Consider the following 19,589-nt stretch of genomic DNA (forward strand, 5'->3'; position numbering starts at 1 on the left):
AGCCGAGGTTAGTCGGGTGCGATTCCTGCCTACCGTGCCCTCATGGCCTGCCGCTTCTCCGAGATCGTCGTCGACTGCCGCGACCCCGAGGCACTGGCCGCATTCTGGGCGGCCGTCCTCGACTACGAGGTCCTCTCCCGCGAGGAGGGCGAGGTCGAGATCGGCCCCGAGGCCGGCTTCGGTGGGGCGGCACCCACGATCGTCTTCGGACGGGTCCCCGACCCGACGCCCGGCAAGCTCCGGCTGCACATCGACGTCAATCCGACCGACCGCGACCAGGACGCCGAGCTGCAGCGGCTGTTGGAGCTCGGCGCCACCCCTGCGGACGTCGGGCAGACGGGTGATGAAGGCTGGCACGTGCTCGCCGACCCGGAGGGCAACGAGTTCTGCCTGCTCAAGCGCCGCCTCGACCCGCTGTGAAGGAGCTCCTTTGATCCTGATCGTCGTCAAGATCCCCGTCCGCCCCGAGCGTGCCGAGGAGTGGTCCGCGCTGGCCGCCGACTACGCCCGTGCGGTCAGCGCCGAGGAGGGCAGCCTCTTCTTCGAATGGTCGAAGAGCCTCGACGAGCCGGACACCTACGTCTGCGTCGAGGGCTTCCGGGACTCCGACGCCGGCGCGGCGCACGTGGGCACCCAGGCGTTCAAGGACTTCGTCGAGCGCGCGCCGGTCCTCGTGGCCGCGCAGCCGCAGATCATCTACGTCGACGCGCCGGACGTCCCCGGCTGGGGTCCGATGGGCGAGATCCAGCCGCGCGGCTGAGACCTCGGCTCAGCCCTGGCCGGGACGTCGCAGCACGGCGTAGGTCAGCGCGTCGACCAGGGCGTGCCAGGAGGCCTCGACGATGTTGTCGTGGACGCCGACGGTGGTCCACTCCCCCACGCCGTCGGTCGTGCTGATCAGGACCCGGGTGGTGGCGCTGGTGCCGCCCTTCCAGCCGAGGATGCGGACCTTGTAGTCGGCCAGGGAGACCTCGGCCAGCTGCGGGTGCCGGCTGACCAGCGCCTGGCGCAGCGCGTTGTCGAGGGCGTTGACCGGGCCGTTGCCCTCCGCCGTGGTGATGATGCGCTCCCCGTCGACATGCACCTTGACCGTCGCCTCGCTGACGACGACGCCGTTGCCCCAGTGCTCGACGGAGGTCTTGTAGCTCTCCAGCTCGAAGAGCGGCTTCGGGGCGTCCGGCAGCTGCGCGCGCAGCAGCAGCTCGAAGGAGGCATCGGCGGCCTCGAAGGACCAGCCGTCGGCCTCGAGCACCTTGACCTGGTCGACGACGCGGCTGATCGCGTCGCCCTGCCCCGCGAGGTCGACGCCGAGCTCCCGGCCCTTGAGCTCGATCGACGCCCGCCCGGCCATCTCGGTGACGAGGATGCGCATGTCGTTGCCCACCACCGCCGGGTCGAGGTGGTTGTACAGCTCGGGGCTGACCTTGATGGCACTGGCGTGCAGGCCGGCCTTGTGCGCGAAGGCCGAGGCGCCGACGAACGGCTGGTGCTCGTCCGGCGCGATGTTGGCGAGCTCGGCGATGGCGTGGCTGACCCGCTGCAGCTCGGGCAGGCACTCGGTCGGCACGACGGGGAGCCCCATCTTGGTCACCAGGTTCCCGACCAGCGCGAACGTGTCGGCGTTGCCCGCCCGCTCGCCGTAGCCGTTCGCGGTCCCCTGCACATGGGTCACCCCGGCCTCGACGGCGGCGAGGGAGTTGGCCACGGCGCATCCCGTGTCGTCCTGGCAGTGGATGCCGAGCTTGCCGGACGTGCGGGCCCGCACCTCGGCGACCACCCGGCCCACGCCCATCGGCAGCATGCCGCCGTTCGTGTCGCACATGACCCCGACCTCGGCGCCCGCCGCGAACGCGGTCTCCAGCACCTGCACGCCGTAGTCCCGGTCGTGCGCGTAGCCGTCGAAGAAGTGCTCGCAGTCGAGGAACACCCGGCGTCCGTGCGAGACGAAGAAGGCGACCGTGTCGGCGACCATCGCGAGGTTCTCCTCGAGCGTCGTCCGCAGGGCCTCACGCACGTGCCGGACGTCGGACTTGGCGACCAGGCAGACCACCGGCGTCTCGGCGTCGAGCAGCGCGCGCACCTGCGGGTCGTCCTCCACGCGGACGCCGGCCTTGCGGGTGGCCCCGAAGGCGACCAGCTGCGCGTGCCGGAGCTTGAGCTCGGTGCGGGCGCGGGCGAAGAACTCGGTGTCCTTCGGCAGCGCCCCGGGCCAGCCACCCTCGATGAACCCGACCCCGATCTCGTCCATGAGCCGCGCGACGGCGAGCTTGTCGGCGACGGAGTAGCTGACGCCCTCGCGCTGCGCCCCGTCGCGCAGGGTGGTGTCGAAGACGTGGAAATCGAGATCGGTGCTCACGCGGAACTCCTGGTGCTCATCGGCGGCACCCCTCCGCACACGAAAAAGACCCCCCGGGAACGGGAGGTCTGCGCGCGGTCGGGAGGTGACTGCGCGCTAGCTGAGAATGATCGTGCCGGTGCGGTACATCGCCGACGAGTAAACCACGGACAGCGCCCGCCGATGTCACCCGCGTCGCACAAATCAGGCGACGGACGGTGGCTGCGCCTGGTACCCACCTCCGGTGCTCACCACGGGATGGGACGTCGTCCGCCGGCCGGACGACGGGGAGTCCGTCGGCTACGTGGTCCCCGACGGCGACCTCGTCGTGCCGGTCACCCTCGTCGGGACGCCGCTCGGCGCCGCGCGGACAGAGGCCGATGCGACCGCACTGCTCCGCTCCCGGGGACTCGCGGTGCTCGACCGCCGGTGGTGGTGCCGGCTGCCCGACCCGCTCCCCCGCGGTGTCACCGACGCGGGCGAGCCCGAGCCCGGGTGGGGCTGGCGGCCCGTCGTCCTCGTGGAGGCCTCCCCCACCGGCTGCCGGGTCCGCCCGGAGTGGCCGGAGCCCGCAGAGCTCGGCGGGCAGGCGACGCTGCCGGTGCCGGTCGGCGACCTGCTGCGGGCGGAGCCGCCCGCGTGAGCCCTAGCCGCTGGCGAGGGCGGCGAGCCGGTCGCCGACGTCCGACGTCCGGATCGGGCCCTGCGGGGAACGCGTGGAGAGGTCGAAGGCGACCGCGGCGTTGACCTTCTTCGCCTGGTCGGTGCGGCCCAGGTGGTCGAGCAGCAGGCCGACCGAGAGGACGGCGGCCGTCGGGTCGGCGACGCCCTGACCGGCGATGTCGGGCGCCGAGCCGTGCACCGGCTCGAACATGCTCGGGTTGGTGCCCGACACGTCGAGGTTGCCGCTCGCGGCCAGCCCGATGCCACCGGTCACCGCGGCGGCGATGTCGGTGACGATGTCGCCGAACAGGTTGTCGGTGACGATGACGTCGTAGCGGCCCGGGTCGGTGATGAAGAACATCGAGGCGGCGTCGACGTGCTGGTAGGCGACGGTGACCTCGGGGAACTCCGCGGCCACCTCCTCGACCGTGCGCGACCAGAGCCCGCCCGCGTGGGTGAGCACGTTGGTCTTGTGGATCAGCGTGAGGTGCTTGCGCGGGCGGACCACCGCCCGCTCGAACGCGTACCGGACCACGCGCTCGACGCCGAACGCGGTGTTGAGCGAGACCTCGGTCGCGACCTCGTGCGGGGTGTCCTTCCGGAGGACGCCTCCATTGCCGACGTAGGGGCCCTCGGTCCCCTCGCGGATGCACAGCATGTCGATCGCACCCGGAGCGGCCAGCGGGCTCGCCACGCCGTCGAACAGCCGCGCCGGCCGCAGGTTGACGTGGTGGTCGAGCTCGAAGCGCAACCGCAGCAGCAGCCCGCGCTCGAGGATCCCCGGCGGGACGCCGGGGTCACCGACGGCGCCGAGCAGGATCGCGTCGTGCTCGCGCAGCTCCTCGAGCACGGCGTCGGGCAGCAGCTCGCCCGTGCGCTGCCAGCGGGACGCACCGAGGTCGTAGGAGGTGCTCTCGATGTCGGGTGCCACCTCGCGGAGGACCTTCAGGGCCTCGTCGACCACCTCGGGGCCGATGCCGTCTCCAGGGATCACTGCCAGGCGCATGGCTGCCGACCCTAGGTCAGACGGGGGTGATGTCTGCGGACCGGGCCTCGCGGGCACCGATCCGGCCGGCGATGTCCTCGAGCAGCTCCGCGGGTACCGGGCTGTCGACGGTGACCGCCATCAGGGCCTCGCCGCCGCGCGTGGTGCGGCTGACCTGCGCCCCAGCGATGTTGATCGTGGCCTCGCCGAGCGCCGCGCCGACGGTGCCCACGACGCCGGGACGGTCGGTGTAGATGAAGAAGAGCAGGTAGCCCGACAGGTCGAGGTCGATGTCGAACCCGTTCACCTCGGTCAGCTTCGGCACCTGGTTCTTGCCGAACAGCGTGCCGGAGACGGTGACCTGCGTGCCGTCGGCCATCGCGCCGCGCACGGTGATCAGGTTGCGGTAATCGGGGCTCTCCACATCGCTGGACAGCGCGACCTCCAGGCCGCGCTGCTCGGCCAGGAGCGGCGCGTTCACGTAGGTCACCTGCTCCTCGACGACGTCGGAGAACACGCCCTTCAGGACGGCGAGCTGCACGACCGACACGTCGAACTCGGCGATCTTGCCGCGCACCTCGACGGTGACCGACTGGGCCAGGCCACCGGCGACCGCGGTGAAGACCCGGCCGAGCTTCTCGCCCAGGGGCAGGCCGGGCCGGACGTCCTCGGCGACCACGCCACCGGCCTGGACGTTGACCGCGTCGGGTACGAACTCGCCCTGCAGCGCCAGGCGCACCGACCGCGCCACGGCGGTGCCGGCCTTGTCCTGCGCCTCGGTGGTGGAGGCGCCGAGGTGCGGGGTGACCACGGTGTTGGGCAGCCCGAACAGCGGGCTGTCGGTGGTGGGCTCCTTGGCGTACACGTCGATGCCCGCGGCGCCGACCTGGCCCGACTTCAGCGCGTCCGCCAGCGCCTGCTCGTCGACCAGCCCACCCCGGGCGGCGTTGACGATGATCACGCCACGCTTCGTCGTGGCCAGCTCCGCGGCACCGATGAGGCCCACGGTCTCCGGCGTCTTGGGCAGGTGGATCGTGATGAAGTCCGCCTCGCGGAGCAGCTCCTCGAGCGGGACCAGCCGGACCCCGAGCTGGGCGGCGCGGCCGGGCTGGATGTAGGGGTCGTAGGCGATCAGGGTGACGCCGAACGCGGCCAGCCGCTGCGCGACGAGGATGCCGATGCGGCCCAGGCCGACGACGCCGACGGTCTTGTCGGTGACCTCGACGCCCATGAACTTCGACCGCTTCCACGCGCCCTCGCGCAGTGACGCGTCGGCGGCCGGGATCTGGCGGGCGGCCGCCAGCAGCAGCGCCACGGCGTGCTCGGCGGCGCTGACGATGTTCGAGGTGGGCGCGTTCACCACCATGACGCCGCGCTCGGTCGCGGCGGCGACGTCGACGTTGTCCAGCCCGATCCCGGCACGGGCGACCACCTTGAGGTTGGGCGCGGCCGACAGCGCCTCGGCGTCGATCTGCGTGGCGCTGCGGATCATCACCGCCGCCGCGTCGGCGAGCGCCGGCAGGAGCGCGGCCCGGTCGGCGCCGTCGACGTGCCGGATCTCGACGTCGCTCCCGAGCACCTCCAGCACGCTGGGGGCCAGCTCTTCGGCGATCAGGACGACGGGCGGGGACGTGGTCACAGGGCGACAGCCTAGGAGCGCCCACACAGTGGGACGACACCGCACCCGTCCGGGGGTCACGTCCTTGTGCGCGGTCGGCCGCACCGACATCCTGACCGCTGGAGACAGTCGGGACCACCGGCGCCGACGGAGGAGATCATGAGCCAGACCGACGACCAGGGTCGTTCCGAGCCCGACCCCTACGGCCAGAGCGGGGGAAGCTCCGCCTACGGACAGCAGCCCCAGTACGGCCAGCAGCCCCAGTACGGCCAGCCCCCGTCGGGTCAGCCGCAGTACGGGCAGGAGCAGTACGGGCAGCAGCAGTACGCCCAGCCCGCGCCCTACGGCGACCAGTACGGCCAGCAGCCCGCCTACGGGCAGCAGGCCGGCTACCCGCAGCAGTACGGGCAGGCCTACGGGCAGTACGGGACGTCCGCGGCGCCGGCCAAGCCGCCGCACGTCATCACCGCCGCCGTCCTCGGCTTCATCTTCGGCGCCTTCGGCGTCCTGGTCTCCCTCGCCGCCATCATCGGGGGGGCGGTGGCCTCCGGTGCCGGCGACAGCGTGGACGACGAGATCCCCGGCTTCGGTGCGATCGCCGGCGCGGTCGGCGGCGTGCTCATCGTCTTCGGCATCATCGCCCTGGCCTGGACGGTGGTCATGATCTGGGGCTCGGTGTGGGCGCTGTCCGGCCGCAGCCGGGTGATGCTCCTGGTCGGAGGCTCGATCGCCCTGGCCCTCACCCTGATCGGCTTCCTCGGCAGCCTCGGCGACGACACCACCAGCGGCGGCGGCATCGTGTTCAACCTGCTGCTGCTCCTGGCCGCCGTGGCGATCGTCGTCCTGCTGTCCATGAAGGCGTCCGCGCAGTTCTTCGCCGCGAAGCGCGCCCAGCGCGGCCGGTAACGGCTGTACCTCGATCGGGCCGTCGCACCTCCTGGATAGGTGTGACGGGCCTTACACTCCGCCACCGGTCCGCCAGCGTGGCGGAGGACGACTAGGAGGAAGCTGCATGTCCAGCCCCACCCCCGGTTCCGACCCGAACCTTCCCCAGGGGGGTGCTCCGCAGGGACAGCCCGGCTGGAGCGCTCCGCCTCCGCCGCCCGCCCAGGGGTACGGCGTCCAGAGCCCGCAGGGGTACGGCAGTGCGCCTGCCTACTCCGGCGGGCCGGCAGCTCCCGGCCAGCGCCCGGGCATGGTGACCGCCGCCGGCATCATCGGCATCGTCTGGGGTGGCCTCGGGCTGCTCTTCGGCCTGCTCGCCCTGAGCCTGGCGTTCGCCTTCGGTGCGGTCTACGGCCTGCTGCTGCTGCTGTCCATCGCCGTCTCGGCGGCGCTCCTCTGGGCCGGCATCCAGGTGATCCAGGACAAGTCGCCGCGGTTGCTGCTCCTGATCAGCTACGTCGCCATCGGCGTCAACCTGCTCACCACGATCTGGGCGGTCATCGAGGGCGCCTCGATCCTGAGCGGCCTGCTGGGCTTCGTCCTGCCCGGCATCGTGGTGTTCCTGCTGCTCAACCCGCAGTCCAAGCAGTTCTACGCCTCGCGGGGCATCACGTACTGAGCACACCCCGCCGCACGAGAGAGCCCCCGCCACCGGATCGGTCGCGGGGGCTCTCTTCGTCGCCGATCAGCTCCGGGCAGCGGTGCCCGTGTAGTCGTCGGACGCAGAGACCCAGCTCATGAGGCCGCGCAGCTTGCGCCCGGTCTCCTCGATCGGGTGCGCCTCGGCCTCGGCGCGACGGCGCTTGAAGTCGGGCGCACCGGCGTCCTGGTCGGCGATGAACTCCGCCGCCCACGAGCCGTCCTTGATCCGGGCGAGGACGTCGCCCATCGCGGCCTTCACGCGGGCGTCGATGATCTTCGGACCCGACGTGTAGTCGCCGTACTCGGCGGTGTCGGACACCGACCAGCGCTGCTTGGCGATGCCGCCCTCATACATGAGGTCGACGATGAGCTTGAGCTCGTGCAGGCACTCGAAGTAGGCGACCTCGGGCTGGTAGCCGGCCTCGGTCAGGGTCTCGAACCCCGCGGTGATGAGCGCGCTGGCGCCGCCGCAGAGCACGGCCTGCTCGCCGAAGAGGTCGGTCTCGGTCTCCTCGGCGAAGGTGGTCTTGATGACGCCGGCGCGGCTGCCGCCGATGGCCTTGGCGTAGGACAGCGCGAGCTGCAGCGCCGAGCCGGTGGCGTCCTGCTCGACGGCCACGAGGCAGGGCACGCCCTTGCCGTTCTCGAACTCGCGGCGGACGAGGTGGCCGGGGCCCTTGGGCGCGACCATCGCGACGTCGACGCCGGCCGGCGGCTTGATGTAGCCGAAGCGGATGTTGAAGCCGTGGCCGAAGAACAGCGCGTCGCCGTCCTGCAGGTTGGGCTCGACGGAGTCCGCGTACAGAGTCCGCTGCACGTGGTCCGGCGCCAGGATCATGATCAGGTCGGCCTCGGCGGCCGCCTCGGCCGGCGTGACGACCCGCAGGCCCTCGGCCTCGGCCTTGGGGCGGCTCTTGCTGCCCTCGGGCAGGCCGACGCGGACGTCGACCCCGGAGTCGCGCAGCGAGAGCGCGTGCGCGTGCCCCTGGCTGCCGTAGCCCAGGACGGCGACGGTGCGCCCCTGGATGATGGAGAGGTCGGCGTCGTCGTCGTAGAAGATCTCGGCGGCCATGCGGTGGTACGTCCCTTCGTCTGTTTCTCGGTAGGTCTCTGGGATCAGGCGGTGCGCTCGACGGGCCGCAACGTACCGGCGCCGCTCATCGACCGCGGACCGCGGCCCAGCGCGACGGTGCCCGACTGCGCCATCTCCTTGATGCCCAGCGGGGCGAGGACGGCGAGCAGCGCCTGCAGCTTCTCCGGCGTGCCGGTCGCCTCGAGGGTGACGGTGTCGGGGTTGACGTCGACCACCCGGGCCCGGAAGAGCTCGGCCGTCTGCAGCACCTGGGTGCGCTCGGCCATCGGCGCACGCACCTTGACCAGGAGGAGCTCGCGCTGCACCGCGGCGCCGCCGTCCAGCTCGACGATCTTGATGACCTCGATCAGCTTGTTGAGCTGCTTGGTGATCTGCTCCAGCGGCGCCGACTCGGCGTCCGCCACGATCGTCATGCGGGAGAGGTCCGGGTTCTCCGTCGGCCCGACGGCGAGGGACTCGATGTTGAACCCGCGCCGGCTGAACAGGGCCGAGACGCGGGCCAGCACGCCGGACTTGTTCTCGACCAGCACCGACAGCGTGTGGCGTGTCATCAGACCTGTCCCTCTCCGAACACGGGCCGCACGTCGCGCGCGGCCAGGATGTCGTCGTTGCTCGCGCCCGCGGCGACCATCGGCCACACCTGGGCGTCGTGGCCGACCACGAAGTCGATGACCACCGGGGCGTCGTCGATCGCCATGGCCTTCTCGATCACCGCGTCGACGTCGTCCTTGGTCTCGCAGCGCAGGCCCACGCAGCCCAGTGCCTCCGCCAGCGTGACGAAGTCGGGGATGCGCACCGCCTTCGGCTTGCCGTCGGCGTCCTGGGCGTGCAGTCGGGTGTTGGAGTAGCGGCCCTCGTAGAACAGGGTCTGCCACTGCCGCACCATGCCCAGGTTGCCGTTGTTGATGACGGCCACCTTGATCGGGATGCCCTCGATGGCGCAGGTGGCCAGCTCCTGGTTGGTCATCTGGAAGCAGCCGTCGCCGTCGATCGCCCAGACCGTCGCCTCCGGCCGGCCGTACTTCGCGCCCATGGCGGCCGGGACGGCGTACCCCATGGTCCCGAGCCCGCCGCTGTTGAGCCAGGTGTTGGGCTTCTCGTACCTGACGAACTGCGCGGCCCACATCTGGTGCTGCCCGACGCCTGCCGTGTAGATCGCGTCGGGGCCGGCGATGGCCCCGAGCCGCTCGATGACGTACTGCGGCGAGAGCGTGCCGTCCTCGGGCCAGTCGTAGCCCATCGGGTAGCGCTGCTGCCAGTCGTCGAGTTGCGCCCACCAGGCGGAGAGGTCGGCGGCACCGACGGTCTCCCGCTCGCCGCGCAGCGCCTCGACCAGCTGGACGATCGTCTCCTTCGCGTCCCCGACGATCGGCACGTCGGCCTTGCGGTTCTTGCCGATCTCGGCCGGGTCGATGTCGGCGTGCACCACCTGCGCGTGCGGCGCGAAGGTCGACAGTTGACCCGTCACGCGGTCGTCGAAGCGGGCGCCGAGGGCGACCAGGACGTCGGCCTTCTGCAGCGCGGTCACCGCGGTGACGTTGCCGTGCATGCCGGGCATGCCCAGGTTCTGCGGGTGGCTGTCCGGGAAGGCACCGCGGGCCATCAGGGTGGTGACGACGGGAGCCCCGGTCAGCTCGGCGAGCTCGGCGAGCTGCTCGGTGGCACCGGCCTTGAGCACGCCGCCACCGACGTAAAGGACGGGCCGGGACGCAGCGGCGATGAGCGACGCCGCCTCGCGGACCTGCTTGCCGTGCGGACGCGTCGTCGGCTTGTAGCCGGGCAAGTCCATGCGCGGCGGCCAGGCGAAGTCGGTGGTCGCCTGCAGGACGTCCTTGGGGATGTCGACCAGGACCGGTCCGGGCCGGCCGGTCGCCGCCAGGTGGAAGGCCTCGGCGATCCGCTGCGGGATCTCGGCGGCGTCGGTCACCAGGAAGTTGTGCTTCGTGACCGGCATCGTGATCCCGCGGATGTCGGCCTCCTGGAACGCGTCGGTGCCGATGGCGTGGCTGGGCACCTGACCGGTGATGGCGACGATCGGCACCGAGTCCATGTGCGCGTCGGCCAGCGGCGTGACCAGGTTGGTGGCCCCGGGGCCGGATGTGGCCATGCAGACGCCCACCTTGCCGGTCGCCTGCGCGTAGCCGGTGGCCGCGTGGCCGGCGCCCTGCTCGTGGCGGACGAGGACGTGCCGCACCTTGGAGTCGAACAGCGGGTCGTAGGCCGGGAGGATCGCGCCGCCCGGGATCCCGAAGATGACCTCGACGCCCACGGCCTCCAGCGACCGGACGAGGCTCTGCGCGCCGGTGATGCCGGTGGCCGGCTCGGCGGCGGCCTCGGCGACGGTGCGGGCAGCGGTCTCGACACCGGCCAGCGACGCGGCGGCTTCCCGGGTGGCTTGCTCGCTCGGGGTGGTGGTCATCTCGGCGTTCTCCTGGCCTTGCTGGGCTGACGGGTGTTCGGGCAACAAAAAACCCCTCGTGCCACAGGCACGGAGGGGTCAGCGCGTCGGTCGCAGACCGACGCGCTAGGCGACTACGAGGCTGCGCGGGCAGCCAGGAACGAGCAGGCAGGCGCGTGGCACCTGCACACTGTGCGCCTCGGTCGGTCGAGCCGTCAACCGGCCCGTCCCACCAGATGGACACCGGTGTCCATTTCCGGCCGACCCACGTCGAGGACGGCGAGGATCGAAGGCGGCGACGCGGGCGCGGGGCCAGGGTGCGGGCGCCGGTCCCCGGTCACACGCGGCTCACGAAGCCGGGCAACAGCGACCCCGCCCCGTCGGCGAGCATCGCGGTCAGCCGGCCCAGCGGCACCGGGCGCGAGATGAGGAAGCCCTGGGCGAAGTCGCAGCCGAAGCCGGCCAGTGCGGCGAGCTGGGCGGGGGTCTCCACCCCTTCGGCGACGACGTCGATGCTGAGCGCCTTGGCGATGCCGATGACCGACTCGCAGAGGGCCCGGCTCTGGGGGTCGCGGTCGATGCGGGCGATCATCGTCCGGTCGAGCCGGACGATGTCGATGGGCAGCTGGGTGAGGTGCGCCAGCGTCGAGTTGCCGCTGCCGAAGCCGTCCAGGGCCACGTGCACGCCCATCAGCCGCAGCGACGTGATGTCCATGCCGGTGCGGTCGTCAGCGGCCATGACCGTGGAGGCGGAGACCTGCAGCACGAGCCGCTCGGGGGCGAGCCCGGACCGGTTCAGCGCGTGCTCGACATCGGCGACGAGGGTGCCGGTGGCGGCATGCCGCGCGGGCACCTTGAACCCGATGCGCAACGGCTGCTCGCCGCCGGGCAGCCCGGCGGCGACGGAGGTCGCCTCCTCGAGGGCCCAGCGCACCACCTCGCCGATGAGACCGGTGCGCTCGGCGAGGGAGAGGAACTCGGCCGGCGGGATCTCGCCGAGCTCGGGGTGCCGCCAGTGCAGTTGCGCCTCCAGACCGGTGATGCGCTCCTCGGCGATGGAGACGATCGGCTGCACCAGGAGGAAGAGCTCGTCGCGTGCGCAGGCGCCCTGGAGGTCGGCGCGCAGCCGCTCCTGCCGGGCGGCCGCCTCACCGAGTGACGGGCAGTAGCGGGCGGCCGAACCCGCACCGTTGGTGTGGGATGCGCGCACGGCCAGGTCGGCGTGTGCGAGCAGTTCGTCGACTCCGAGTCCCGCCTCGAGGGGCGCGACACCCACGCCGGCGGTCAGCTCGAGCAGGCCCGCCGGAGTGACGAACGGCTGCTCGACGACGGACAGGCAGCGCGCGGCCAGCCGGTCGGCGTCGCCGTCCCCGCCGTGGGCGAGGACGGCGAAGGCGCCACCGCCCATCCGGGCGACGGTGTCCTCGCCGCGCACGGTGGAGCGCAGGCGACGGCCGATCTCGGCCATCACCGCGGTCACGGTCTCGCGGCCGGCGCTCTCCCGCGCCTCGGCGAGGCCGTCGAGCGCGATCATCAGCAGGGACGACGGCCCGCGGTCGGCGTCGGCCAGTTCGGCCTGCAGGGTCTGCAGGATGCCGGCACGGTTGGGCAGCCCGGTCATCGGATCGGTGTAGGCCACGCTCTGCAGCGCCTGCTCGCGGGCGTGCCGCTCGGTCATGTCCCGGCAGTGCAGGACGACGGCGCCGACGTCCGGGTCGTCCCGCAGGTCCGAGACACCGGCCTCGAGGTAGCGCCACACCCCCTCGTCGTCCTGGAGCCGCAGCAGCAGCAGGTGGTGCGCGTCCTCCGGCATCGCCTCGCAGGGCGACGCCGGCAGGGCACCGGTCAGCGCGGCGACGTCCTCGGGGTGGACGGCGTCGAGCAGGCGGCGGCCGAGCAGCCGGGCCGCGGCCGGGCCGAGGGCCCGGTCGAGCGCCGGCGACGCCCAGGTGATCTGCAGCTTGTCGTCGAGGATGACGACCGCGTCGCCGCTCGAGCGCACCAGGGAGCGGAAGTAGGCCTCGCTGCGGCGCAGGCGCCCGGCCATGCGCCGCGCGTCGCGACTGGTGACCCAGCGGTGCACCGCCGTGAGGACGACGCACACGACGGCACCGACGAAGTTGACCGCCGTCGGCACGTGGCCCGCCATGGGCACGGCGCCGAGGACGACGATCGCGATGGCCATCGCCACGTGCGGCAGGAGCTGTCCCAGCTCGGTGGTGCGGCCCTTGGCAGCCGGAACGCCGCCGTCCGGGTCGAATCCGGGGTCGATCAGCACGGCCGCCGCGAGGAGGCCCAGGCCGCCGGCGACGAGGAACCGGCTGAGGTCCACGCCGACCATCCAGTCGCCGAGGAGGGCCCGCGTGGCCAGTCCGCGGCCGGAGGTGAGCAGGACGGCGCCGGCCAGCAGGACGAGCGCCATCCGCTGACGGCGCCCTTCGATCACGCCGAGCACGGTGAGGGCGGCGGCCATGGTGGCCGAGGTGGATACCACGGCGGCGGCGAGGACCAGTTGCTCGGCGACGGCCAGGTGAGACCAGCTGCCGGCGGGACCCACGACCAGGAGCTGGACCACGACTACGGACGCCGCGGAGAACAGGGCCAGCTCCACCACGAGGCGGAGCCCGCCGTTGCGCAGTCGCTTCCGGTCGACGAGCGAGAGGATGGCCACGATGGCGATGAGGTAGCCGGGCACGGTGGGCACCCAGCGCAGGACGACCAACTGCAGTGGGTCGGCGGGGTCGACGACGCTGGACAGCAGCGTGCCGAGGACCGGGAGCAGCGGGGCCGCCGCGAGCAGGCGCCAGCTGCGCCGCTGCGGCCGCCGGCCACCGACCACCCAGAGGACGGCCGAGGCGGTGAGACCGGCGGCCACGACGCCCAGGTCGCCGACCAGGCTCAGGGCGGGGTCGCCCACGGCCACCGCGCAGGCGACGAGCACCGGCACGACCGCTGCGAGCAGCCACCATCGACGGAAGTCCACACCCGCTACCTCGGCATGCTCACCGAGGGTGACAAGCCGGGCGGGGGGTCGGGTCACCCGTTCGAGGGGTGTCCCCGAATCGCGTGTTCCGGCGGCTCAGCCGCAGATGGCGCCCTGCGCCGCCGAGCCCACGAGCTTGGCGTACTTGCCGAGCACACCCGTGGTGTAGCGCGGCGGGAGCGGGGTCCACCCCTCCTTGCGCGCGGCCAGCTCGGCCTCGCCGACGACGAGGTCGAGGGTGCGGGCGGCGAGGTCGAGGCGGATGCGGTCCCCGTCGCGGACGAAGGCGATGGGTCCGCCGTCGGTCGCCTCCGGGGCCACGTGCCCGATGCAGAGCCCCGTCGTCCCGCCCGAGAAGCGGCCGTCGGTGAGGAGGAGGACGTCCTTGCCGAGCCCGGCTCCCTTGATCGCGCCGGTCACGGCCAGCATCTCGCGCATGCCCGGGCCCCCGCGGGGTCCCTCGTACCGGATGACCACCACGTCCCCCGGCTTGAGCGTGCCCTCGGTGACGGCGTCCATGGCGCCCTGCTCGCCGTCGAAGACACGCGCGGTGCCCTCGAAGGTGGCCGCGTCGAAGCCGGCGGACTTGACGACCGCGCCCTCGGGGGCGAGCGACCCGCGGAGGATGGAGAGGCCCCCGGTCCTGTGGATCGGGTCGTTCATCGCGTGGATGATCGCGCCGTCGGGGTCCGGCGGGGCGATCTCGGCGAGGTTCTCCGCCATGGTCTTGCCGGTCACGGTGAGCGCGTCGCCGTGCAGCAGGCCCGCGTCCAGCAGCGCGCGCATGACGACGGGGACGCCGCCGATGCGGTCGATGTCGGTCATGACGAAGCGGCCGAACGGCTTGACGTCGGCCAGGTGCGGCGTGCGGTCGCCGATCCGGTTGAAGTCCTCCAGCGTCAGGTCCACCTGCGCCTCGTGCGCGATCGCCAGCAGGTGGAGGACGGCGTTGGTCGAGCCGCCGAGCGCCATGACGACGGTGATCGCGTTCTCGAACGCCTTCCTCGTCATGATCTGCCGCGCGGTGATGCCCTTGCGCAGCATCTGCACGACCGCCTCCCCGGAGGCGACGGCGAACGCGTCGCGGCGCCGGTCCGGGGCCGGCGGGGCCGCGCTGCCCGGCAGGCTCATGCCGAGGGCCTCGGCCGCGCTGGCCATGGTGTTGGCGGTGTACATGCCGCCGCAGGCGCCCTCGCCGGGACAGGTGGCCTTCTCGATGGCGGTCAGCTCCTCGCGGGTGATCTTGCCCGCGGCACAGGCGCCGACGCCCTCGAAGACGTCGATGATCGTCAGGTCGCGGTCGCCGAGCTTGCCCGGCAGCGTCGAGCCGGCGTAGAGGAAGACGGCCGCGAGGTCGAGGCGGGCCGCGGCCATGAGCATCCCGGGCAGCGACTTGTCGCAGCCGGCCAGCAGCACCGAGCCGTCGAGGCGCTCGGCGAACATCACCGTCTCGACGGAGTCGGCGATGACCTCGCGTGAGACCAGCGAGGCGCGCATGCCCTCGTGCCCCATGGAGATGCCGTCGCTCACGGAGATGGTGCCGAACTCCAGCGGGAACCCGCCCGCGACGCGGACGCCCTCCTTCGCCCGCTTGGCCAGCCGGTCCAGGGAGAGGTTGCAGGGGGTGATCTCGTTCCACGACGACGCCACGCCGATCTGCGGCTTGGCGAAGTCCTCGTCCTCCATGCCGACGGCGCGCAGCATGGCGCGAGCCGGCGCCCTGGCGTCGCCGTCGGTCACCTCGAAGCTGCGCGGCTTCAGATCGGCGGTCTCGCTGCCGGCGGGGCGGTCCTCCACGGTGGTCACGGTCGCCGATCGTAGGCCGGTGACCGAGCCGCTCACTGGCTGCCTCGATACTGGTACCGACACCACCATCGAAGGGGGTCGCGTGACCGTCGCCACCCGCCGCGAGCTGGCGGAGTTCCTCCGCTCGCGGCGCCGTCAGCTGGACCCGCGCGCCGTCGGCCTGCCCGCGGGCGGCAACCGGCGCACCCCCGGGTTGCGCCGGGAGGAGGTCGCCCTCCTCGCGGGCGTGAGCCACACCTGGTTCACGTGGCTGGAGCAGGCCCGGGACATCCGGCCGTCGCGGCAGGTCATCGACGCCCTGGCCCGGACGCTGCTGCTCACACCGGCCGAGCACGAGTACGTGCTGCACCTGTCCGGACACGGCGGCCGGCCACCGGGCGAGGACGCCGACGCGATGCCGGTGCACGTGCAACGGCTGCTGGACGCCCTCGGCACCTCCCCCGCCTACGCGATCACGGCGAACTGGGCCATCGTGGGCTGGAACCGGGCCTACGAGCGCTTCTACCCCGGGGTGGCCCGGGTGCCGGCGTCCGACCGGAACCTGCTGTGGCTCGTGTTCACCGACCCAGCCGTCCGCGAACTCCTGGGCGACTGGACGACCGACAGCCGGCGGTTCCTCACCCAATTCCGGGCGGAGGTCGGCCCACGGCTGGCAGATCGCGACGTCGCGGACCTGGTCGACCGGCTGCGGGCGGCCAGCCCGCACTTCCGCGAGGGCTGGGCCAGCCACGACGTGGACCGGTTCAGCTCCGGCGAGCGCCGCTTCGAGCACCCGGTGGTGGGCACCCTCCTGCTGGAGCACCACCAGCTCACCCCCGCCGATGCCCCGGGCCTGCACCTGGTCGTCTACACGGCCGCCGACGGCAGCGAGACAGCCGCCCGCCTGTCCCGCCTCGCCGCCTGACCCGTCTGGGAGGATCGGCCGTCGTGAGCACCACCGCCCGGCTGCGCATGAACCGGACCGCGCTGGTCCCGGTCGCCTTCCTGGCGCTGTGCGCCGTCCCGCTCGCCACCGCGAGCGCGTGGACGCTGGTCGTCTTCCTCCTCCCGCTGGCGGTCGCGCTCTGGGTGCTGCGCAGCGGCGTCGACGTCGGCGACGACGGGCTCACGGTGCACTCGCTCGTCGGCAGCCGGACCGTGCGGTGGCCGGAGCTCGCCGGCATCCGGGTGGCCGACCGGGGCGCCCTCTGGCTGGTGACCACCGGTGGCACCGAGGTGCGCGTGCCGGTCATCCGCGCCCGCGACCTGCCGCGCCTGGCGGAGCTCTCCGGCGGCCGGATCGAGGTGCCGGCTCCCCCCTCGGCCGGTCAGTAGCGGTCGACCACGTCGGCCGGCGGCTCGCCGGCCAGGAGTCGGGTCACCTGCGCGACGACTGCCGCCGCCGCGCGCGCGTTGGTCTCGGGGACCGCGCCCCCGACGTGCGGTGTCAGCAGGAGTCCGGGCGCCGACCAGAGTGGATGCCCCGCCGGCAGCGGCTCGGGGTCGGTGACGTCCAGCGCGGCCCGGAGCCGGCCGCTGGAGAGCTCTGCCAGCAGCGCCCCGGTGTCGACGACGACGCCCCGCGCGGCGTTGACCAGCAGAGCGCCGTCCTTCATCGCGGCCAGGAAGCCGGCGTCGACCATCCCGGTCGTCTCCGGCGTGACGGGGACGATGACGATCACGACGTCGGCCTGCGGCAGGAGCTCCGGCAGCTCCGCGGTGGAGTGCACCCCCTCGCGCGCGGACCGCCCGACGTAGGTGAGCTCGACGTCGAAGCCCGCCATCATCCGGCCGATGGCCTGCGCGATGTCGCCGGCCCCGACCAGCAGCACCCGCGCTCCGACGAGCGAGGAGTGGGTGCCGAACGTCCACCGCCCGGCCTCCTGCTCCCGGACGAAGAAGGGAATCCCGCGCAGCACGGCGAGGGTGGCGGTCACGGCCCACTCGGCGGTCGAGGGCGTGTGCGCTCCCCGCGCGTTGCACAGGAGCACCCCGTCGGGCAGCCGGTCGACGAACAGCTCGGCTCCGGCACTGAGCAGCTGGACCAGCTTCAACCGGGGCAGCGCCTCCAGGAAGTCGCCGTCCGGCACTCCACCGGCGCGCGGGACCCACATCTGCGCCAGGGCCGCCTCCCCCTCCGGCGGGCCGTCGCCGGCGTCGATCCGGTGGGCGCGCACGCGCGGCGAGACCGCCTCGATCGCGCTGCCGATGGCCCGCGAGGGCACCAGCACGTGGAGGGTCTCGTCCGGCGGGAGGATCGGGGAAGGCACGAGCAGCGACTCTAGGCGGGTCCCCAGGAAGCGCACGTACTGTGAAGCAGGTGAGGCGGCGGACCGGCGGACGGGCTTCCTGGCCCGTCGTCCTCCTGCTCGCCGGCACCGTGCTGACCGGCTGCGGGAGCGACGGCTACGAGCCGTCCGGCCCGTTCCGGCCGAAGCCGGAGGGAGCACCGCCCGAGGTCGGGCCCCCGTCCTCGCAGGCGCCCGTCCCCGGGCAGCCCGCGCAGCCCGGTTCCGGTGACACCGACGGCGACCCCAACGTCGTCGCCTCCGGGCTGACCGTGCCCACCGGCCTGACGCTGATGCCCGACGGTTCGGCGCTCGTCGGCGAGCGGGACACCGGCCGGATCATCCAGGTCTTCCCCGACCGCTCCCCCGCCCGGGAGCTGATGACGGTGCCCGGCATCGACACCTCCGGGGACGGCGGGCTGCTGGGGCTGGCCCTGTCGCCGACGTTCCTCGAGGACGGCCTCGTCTACGCGTACATGACCACGCCGACCGACAACCGCGTCGTCCGCTTCCCGATCGGCGGCACGCCCAACGACGTCTTCACCGGCATCCCGCGCGGGGACGTGCACAACGGCGGCGCCCTGGTCTTCGGCCTCGACGGCCACCTGCTCGTCGGCACCGGCGACGCCGGGAACCCCGCCCTCGCGACGGACCCCACGTCGACCGGGGGCAAGGTCCTGCGCATGGACGTCTTCGGCCGACCCGTCAACGGGGACATCGTCTTCAGCCGGGGGCACCGCGACGTCACCGCCATCTGTGCGACCGGTGAGACCGCCGTCTACGCGACCGACGCGGCCACCGACGCCGCCACGACGGGCCCGGACCAGATCGATGCGCTGACGCTCGGCGCCAACTACGCGCTGGCCCCGCCGCTGGCCGAGGTGCCCGCCGAGGAGGGCGGCCTGGGCGGGTGCGCGGCCGCGCCGGGAGCGATCTTCCTCGGCGCGCTGGACGGCGAGCGGATCACCGCGCTCACCCTCGACGACGCCGGGGCCGTCGTCGGCGACCCCGAGGAGTTCCTCGGCGGTCAGTACGGGCGGCTGCGCACCGTCGTCCTGGACACCGAGGGCGCGCTGTGGATCACGACGTCGAACAAGGACGGCGTCGGCACGCCCGCCGAGGACGACGACAAGGTGCTGCGCATCCTCCCCCCGTCCTCGGCAGGCAACTCGCCGTTGTGATCAGCTGAGCCGCTCTTCGAGCATCCGCTTGACGGTGGCGGCGTCGGCCTTGCCGCGGGTGGTCTTCATGACCGCGCCGACCAGTGCACCGATCGCCTGGACCTTGCCGCCGCGCACCTTCTCGGCGACGTCCGGGTTCGCCTCGATCGCGGCGTCGACGGCCGCCACGAGCTCGTCGGACTCCCCCATGACGGCCAGGCCGCGGCTCTCCACGACCTCTGCCGGACCGCCCTCGCCCGCGAGCACGCCGTCCAGGGCCTGCCGCGCCAGCTGGTCGTTGATGGTGCCGGCCGAGACGAGGCCGACGAGCTCCGCGACCTGCTGCGGCGTCACGGCGAGTCCCCCCAGCTCGACACCGGCGTCGTTCGCGCGGCGGGCCAGCTCGCCCAGCCACCACTTGCGGGCGTCGGCGGGCGAGGCACCGGCGGCCACGGTGTCGCTGACCAGCTCGACGGCGCCGGCGTTGACGAGCCAGGCCATCTCGGTGGGTGCGATGCCCCACTCGTCCGACAGCCGGGTGCGGCGCGCGGCCGGCAGCTCGGGGAGCGTGGCCAGCAGCTTCGCGACCCACTCCTCGTCGGGTGCGACGGGCACGAGGTCGGGCTCGGGGAAGTACCGGTAGTCGGTCGCCTCCTCCTTGCTGCGGCCCGGCGAGGTCGTGCCGGTGTCCTCG

17 protein-coding genes and 1 pseudogene are annotated in these 19,589 nt (G+C 72.9%); 8 read left to right on the forward strand and 10 right to left on the reverse strand.

From position 1 onward, the window contains the following. Positions 1-42 precede the first annotated feature (42 nt). Both E4P40_RS08225 and E4P40_RS08230 read left to right on the forward strand, forming a co-directional pair. On the forward strand, positions 43-420 hold the full coding sequence (locus E4P40_RS08225) for a VOC family protein (RefSeq protein WP_135158261.1): 378 nt from the start codon (positions 43-45) through the stop codon (positions 418-420). Positions 421-430: 10 nt separating this feature from the next. Further along, on the forward strand, positions 431-760 hold the full coding sequence (locus E4P40_RS08230; protein ID WP_167762152.1) for a putative quinol monooxygenase: 330 nt from the start codon (positions 431-433) through the stop codon (positions 758-760). Positions 761-769: 9 nt separating this feature from the next. Here the strand turns inward: E4P40_RS08230 and cimA are convergent, their stop codons facing one another. Beyond that, the gene (gene cimA / locus E4P40_RS08235; protein ID WP_135158259.1) at positions 770-2,356 is read right to left on the reverse strand and encodes a citramalate synthase; all 1,587 of its coding nucleotides are present in this window, start codon (positions 2,354-2,356) and stop codon (positions 770-772) included. 223 nt (positions 2,357-2,579) lie between these two features. Here cimA and E4P40_RS08240 point away from each other — a divergent pair, with 223 nt between their 5' ends. Next, complete coding sequence (locus tag E4P40_RS08240) at positions 2,580-2,978, forward strand: hypothetical protein (RefSeq protein ID WP_135158258.1); 399 nt, start codon at positions 2,580-2,582, stop codon at positions 2,976-2,978. 3 nt (positions 2,979-2,981) lie between these two features. Here the strand turns inward: E4P40_RS08240 and E4P40_RS08245 are convergent, their stop codons facing one another. After that, complete coding sequence (locus E4P40_RS08245; protein ID WP_135158257.1) at positions 2,982-4,004, reverse strand: 3-isopropylmalate dehydrogenase; 1,023 nt, start codon at positions 4,002-4,004, stop codon at positions 2,982-2,984. A gap of 16 nt (positions 4,005-4,020) precedes the next feature. Further along, positions 4,021-5,622: a phosphoglycerate dehydrogenase gene (serA, locus tag E4P40_RS08250; RefSeq protein ID WP_135158256.1), complete on the reverse strand. Its 1,602-nt coding sequence runs from the start codon at positions 5,620-5,622 to the stop codon at positions 4,021-4,023. Positions 5,623-5,760: 138 nt separating this feature from the next. On the opposite strand from serA, the gene E4P40_RS28510 reads away from it, so the two are divergent. Together E4P40_RS28510 and E4P40_RS08260 are read left to right on the forward strand one after the other, a co-directional pair. Continuing rightward, positions 5,761-6,507: a hypothetical protein gene (locus E4P40_RS28510; protein WP_135158255.1), complete on the forward strand. Its 747-nt coding sequence runs from the start codon at positions 5,761-5,763 to the stop codon at positions 6,505-6,507. A 106-nt stretch (positions 6,508-6,613) separates the two neighbouring features. Next, a complete protein-coding gene (locus E4P40_RS08260; protein ID WP_135158254.1) occupies positions 6,614-7,165 on the forward strand; it encodes a hypothetical protein in 552 nt (183 codons plus the stop codon). 66 nt (positions 7,166-7,231) lie between these two features. Here the strand turns inward: E4P40_RS08260 and ilvC are convergent, their stop codons facing one another. From ilvC to ilvD, 5 genes are all read right to left on the reverse strand, one after another. Next, positions 7,232-8,305, reverse strand: a complete 1,074-nt coding sequence (gene ilvC, locus E4P40_RS08265) for a ketol-acid reductoisomerase (protein ID WP_167762153.1) — start codon at positions 8,303-8,305, stop codon at positions 7,232-7,234. Next, on the reverse strand, positions 8,305-8,832 hold the full coding sequence (gene ilvN / locus E4P40_RS08270; protein ID WP_135158252.1) for an acetolactate synthase small subunit: 528 nt from the start codon (positions 8,830-8,832) through the stop codon (positions 8,305-8,307). Before ilvN ends, ilvC begins: the two co-directional genes overlap by 1 nt. Further along, on the reverse strand, positions 8,832-10,700 hold the full coding sequence (locus E4P40_RS08275; protein ID WP_135158251.1) for an acetolactate synthase large subunit: 1,869 nt from the start codon (positions 10,698-10,700) through the stop codon (positions 8,832-8,834). The genes ilvN and E4P40_RS08275 overlap by 1 nt, the downstream gene beginning before the upstream one ends. Positions 10,701-11,016: 316 nt before the next feature. Further along, the gene (locus E4P40_RS08280) at positions 11,017-13,719 is read right to left on the reverse strand and encodes a GGDEF domain-containing phosphodiesterase (protein ID WP_135158250.1); all 2,703 of its coding nucleotides are present in this window, start codon (positions 13,717-13,719) and stop codon (positions 11,017-11,019) included. A 39-nt stretch (positions 13,720-13,758) separates the two neighbouring features. After that, the gene (gene ilvD, locus E4P40_RS08285; RefSeq protein WP_209305227.1) at positions 13,759-15,468 is read right to left on the reverse strand and encodes a dihydroxy-acid dehydratase; all 1,710 of its coding nucleotides are present in this window, start codon (positions 15,466-15,468) and stop codon (positions 13,759-13,761) included. An 82-nt stretch (positions 15,469-15,550) separates the two neighbouring features. Here ilvD and E4P40_RS08290 point away from each other — a divergent pair, with 82 nt between their 5' ends. Together E4P40_RS08290 and E4P40_RS08295 are read left to right on the forward strand one after the other, a co-directional pair. Continuing rightward, positions 15,551-16,372, forward strand: coding sequence for a helix-turn-helix transcriptional regulator (locus E4P40_RS08290; RefSeq protein WP_209305226.1), 822 nt, complete (start codon positions 15,551-15,553; stop codon positions 16,370-16,372). A 23-nt stretch (positions 16,373-16,395) separates the two neighbouring features. Beyond that, the gene (locus E4P40_RS08295; RefSeq protein ID WP_245160207.1) at positions 16,396-16,782 is read left to right on the forward strand and encodes a PH domain-containing protein; all 387 of its coding nucleotides are present in this window, start codon (positions 16,396-16,398) and stop codon (positions 16,780-16,782) included. On the opposite strand, the gene E4P40_RS08300 is transcribed toward E4P40_RS08295, so the two are convergent. Further along, the gene (locus E4P40_RS08300; protein ID WP_209305225.1) at positions 16,776-17,717 is read right to left on the reverse strand and encodes a 2-hydroxyacid dehydrogenase; all 942 of its coding nucleotides are present in this window, start codon (positions 17,715-17,717) and stop codon (positions 16,776-16,778) included. The two genes, E4P40_RS08295 and E4P40_RS08300, sit on opposite strands and share 7 nt — an antisense overlap. A gap of 50 nt (positions 17,718-17,767) precedes the next feature. Here E4P40_RS08300 and E4P40_RS08305 point away from each other — a divergent pair, with 50 nt between their 5' ends. Then, on the forward strand, positions 17,768-18,916 hold the full coding sequence (locus E4P40_RS08305; RefSeq protein WP_135158249.1) for a PQQ-dependent sugar dehydrogenase: 1,149 nt from the start codon (positions 17,768-17,770) through the stop codon (positions 18,914-18,916). Here the strand turns inward: E4P40_RS08305 and E4P40_RS08310 are convergent. Next, positions 18,917-19,589: pseudogene (locus E4P40_RS08310) on the reverse strand (Asp-tRNA(Asn)/Glu-tRNA(Gln) amidotransferase GatCAB subunit B); the annotation flags it as partial. It lies immediately after the preceding gene.

The sequence above is a fragment of the Blastococcus sp. CT_GayMR20 genome (genome assembly GCF_004570345.1).

What these genes read in the sequence shown, in the direction of transcription:
- ilvN (WP_135158252.1), bottom strand. Translation starts at nt 8,832, where the DNA reads ATGACACGCCACACGCTGTCGGTGCTGGTCGAGAACAAGTCCGGCGTG.
- E4P40_RS08275 (WP_135158251.1), bottom strand. Translation starts at nt 10,700, where the DNA reads ATGACCACCACCCCGAGCGAGCAAGCCACCCGGGAAGCCGCCGCGTCG.
- E4P40_RS28510 (WP_135158255.1), top strand. Translation starts at nt 5,761, where the DNA reads ATGAGCCAGACCGACGACCAGGGTCGTTCCGAGCCCGACCCCTACGGC.
- E4P40_RS08225 (WP_135158261.1), top strand. Translation starts at nt 43, where the DNA reads ATGGCCTGCCGCTTCTCCGAGATCGTCGTCGACTGCCGCGACCCCGAG.
- E4P40_RS08245 (WP_135158257.1), bottom strand. Translation starts at nt 4,004, where the DNA reads ATGCGCCTGGCAGTGATCCCTGGAGACGGCATCGGCCCCGAGGTGGTC.
- E4P40_RS08260 (WP_135158254.1), top strand. Translation starts at nt 6,614, where the DNA reads ATGTCCAGCCCCACCCCCGGTTCCGACCCGAACCTTCCCCAGGGGGGT.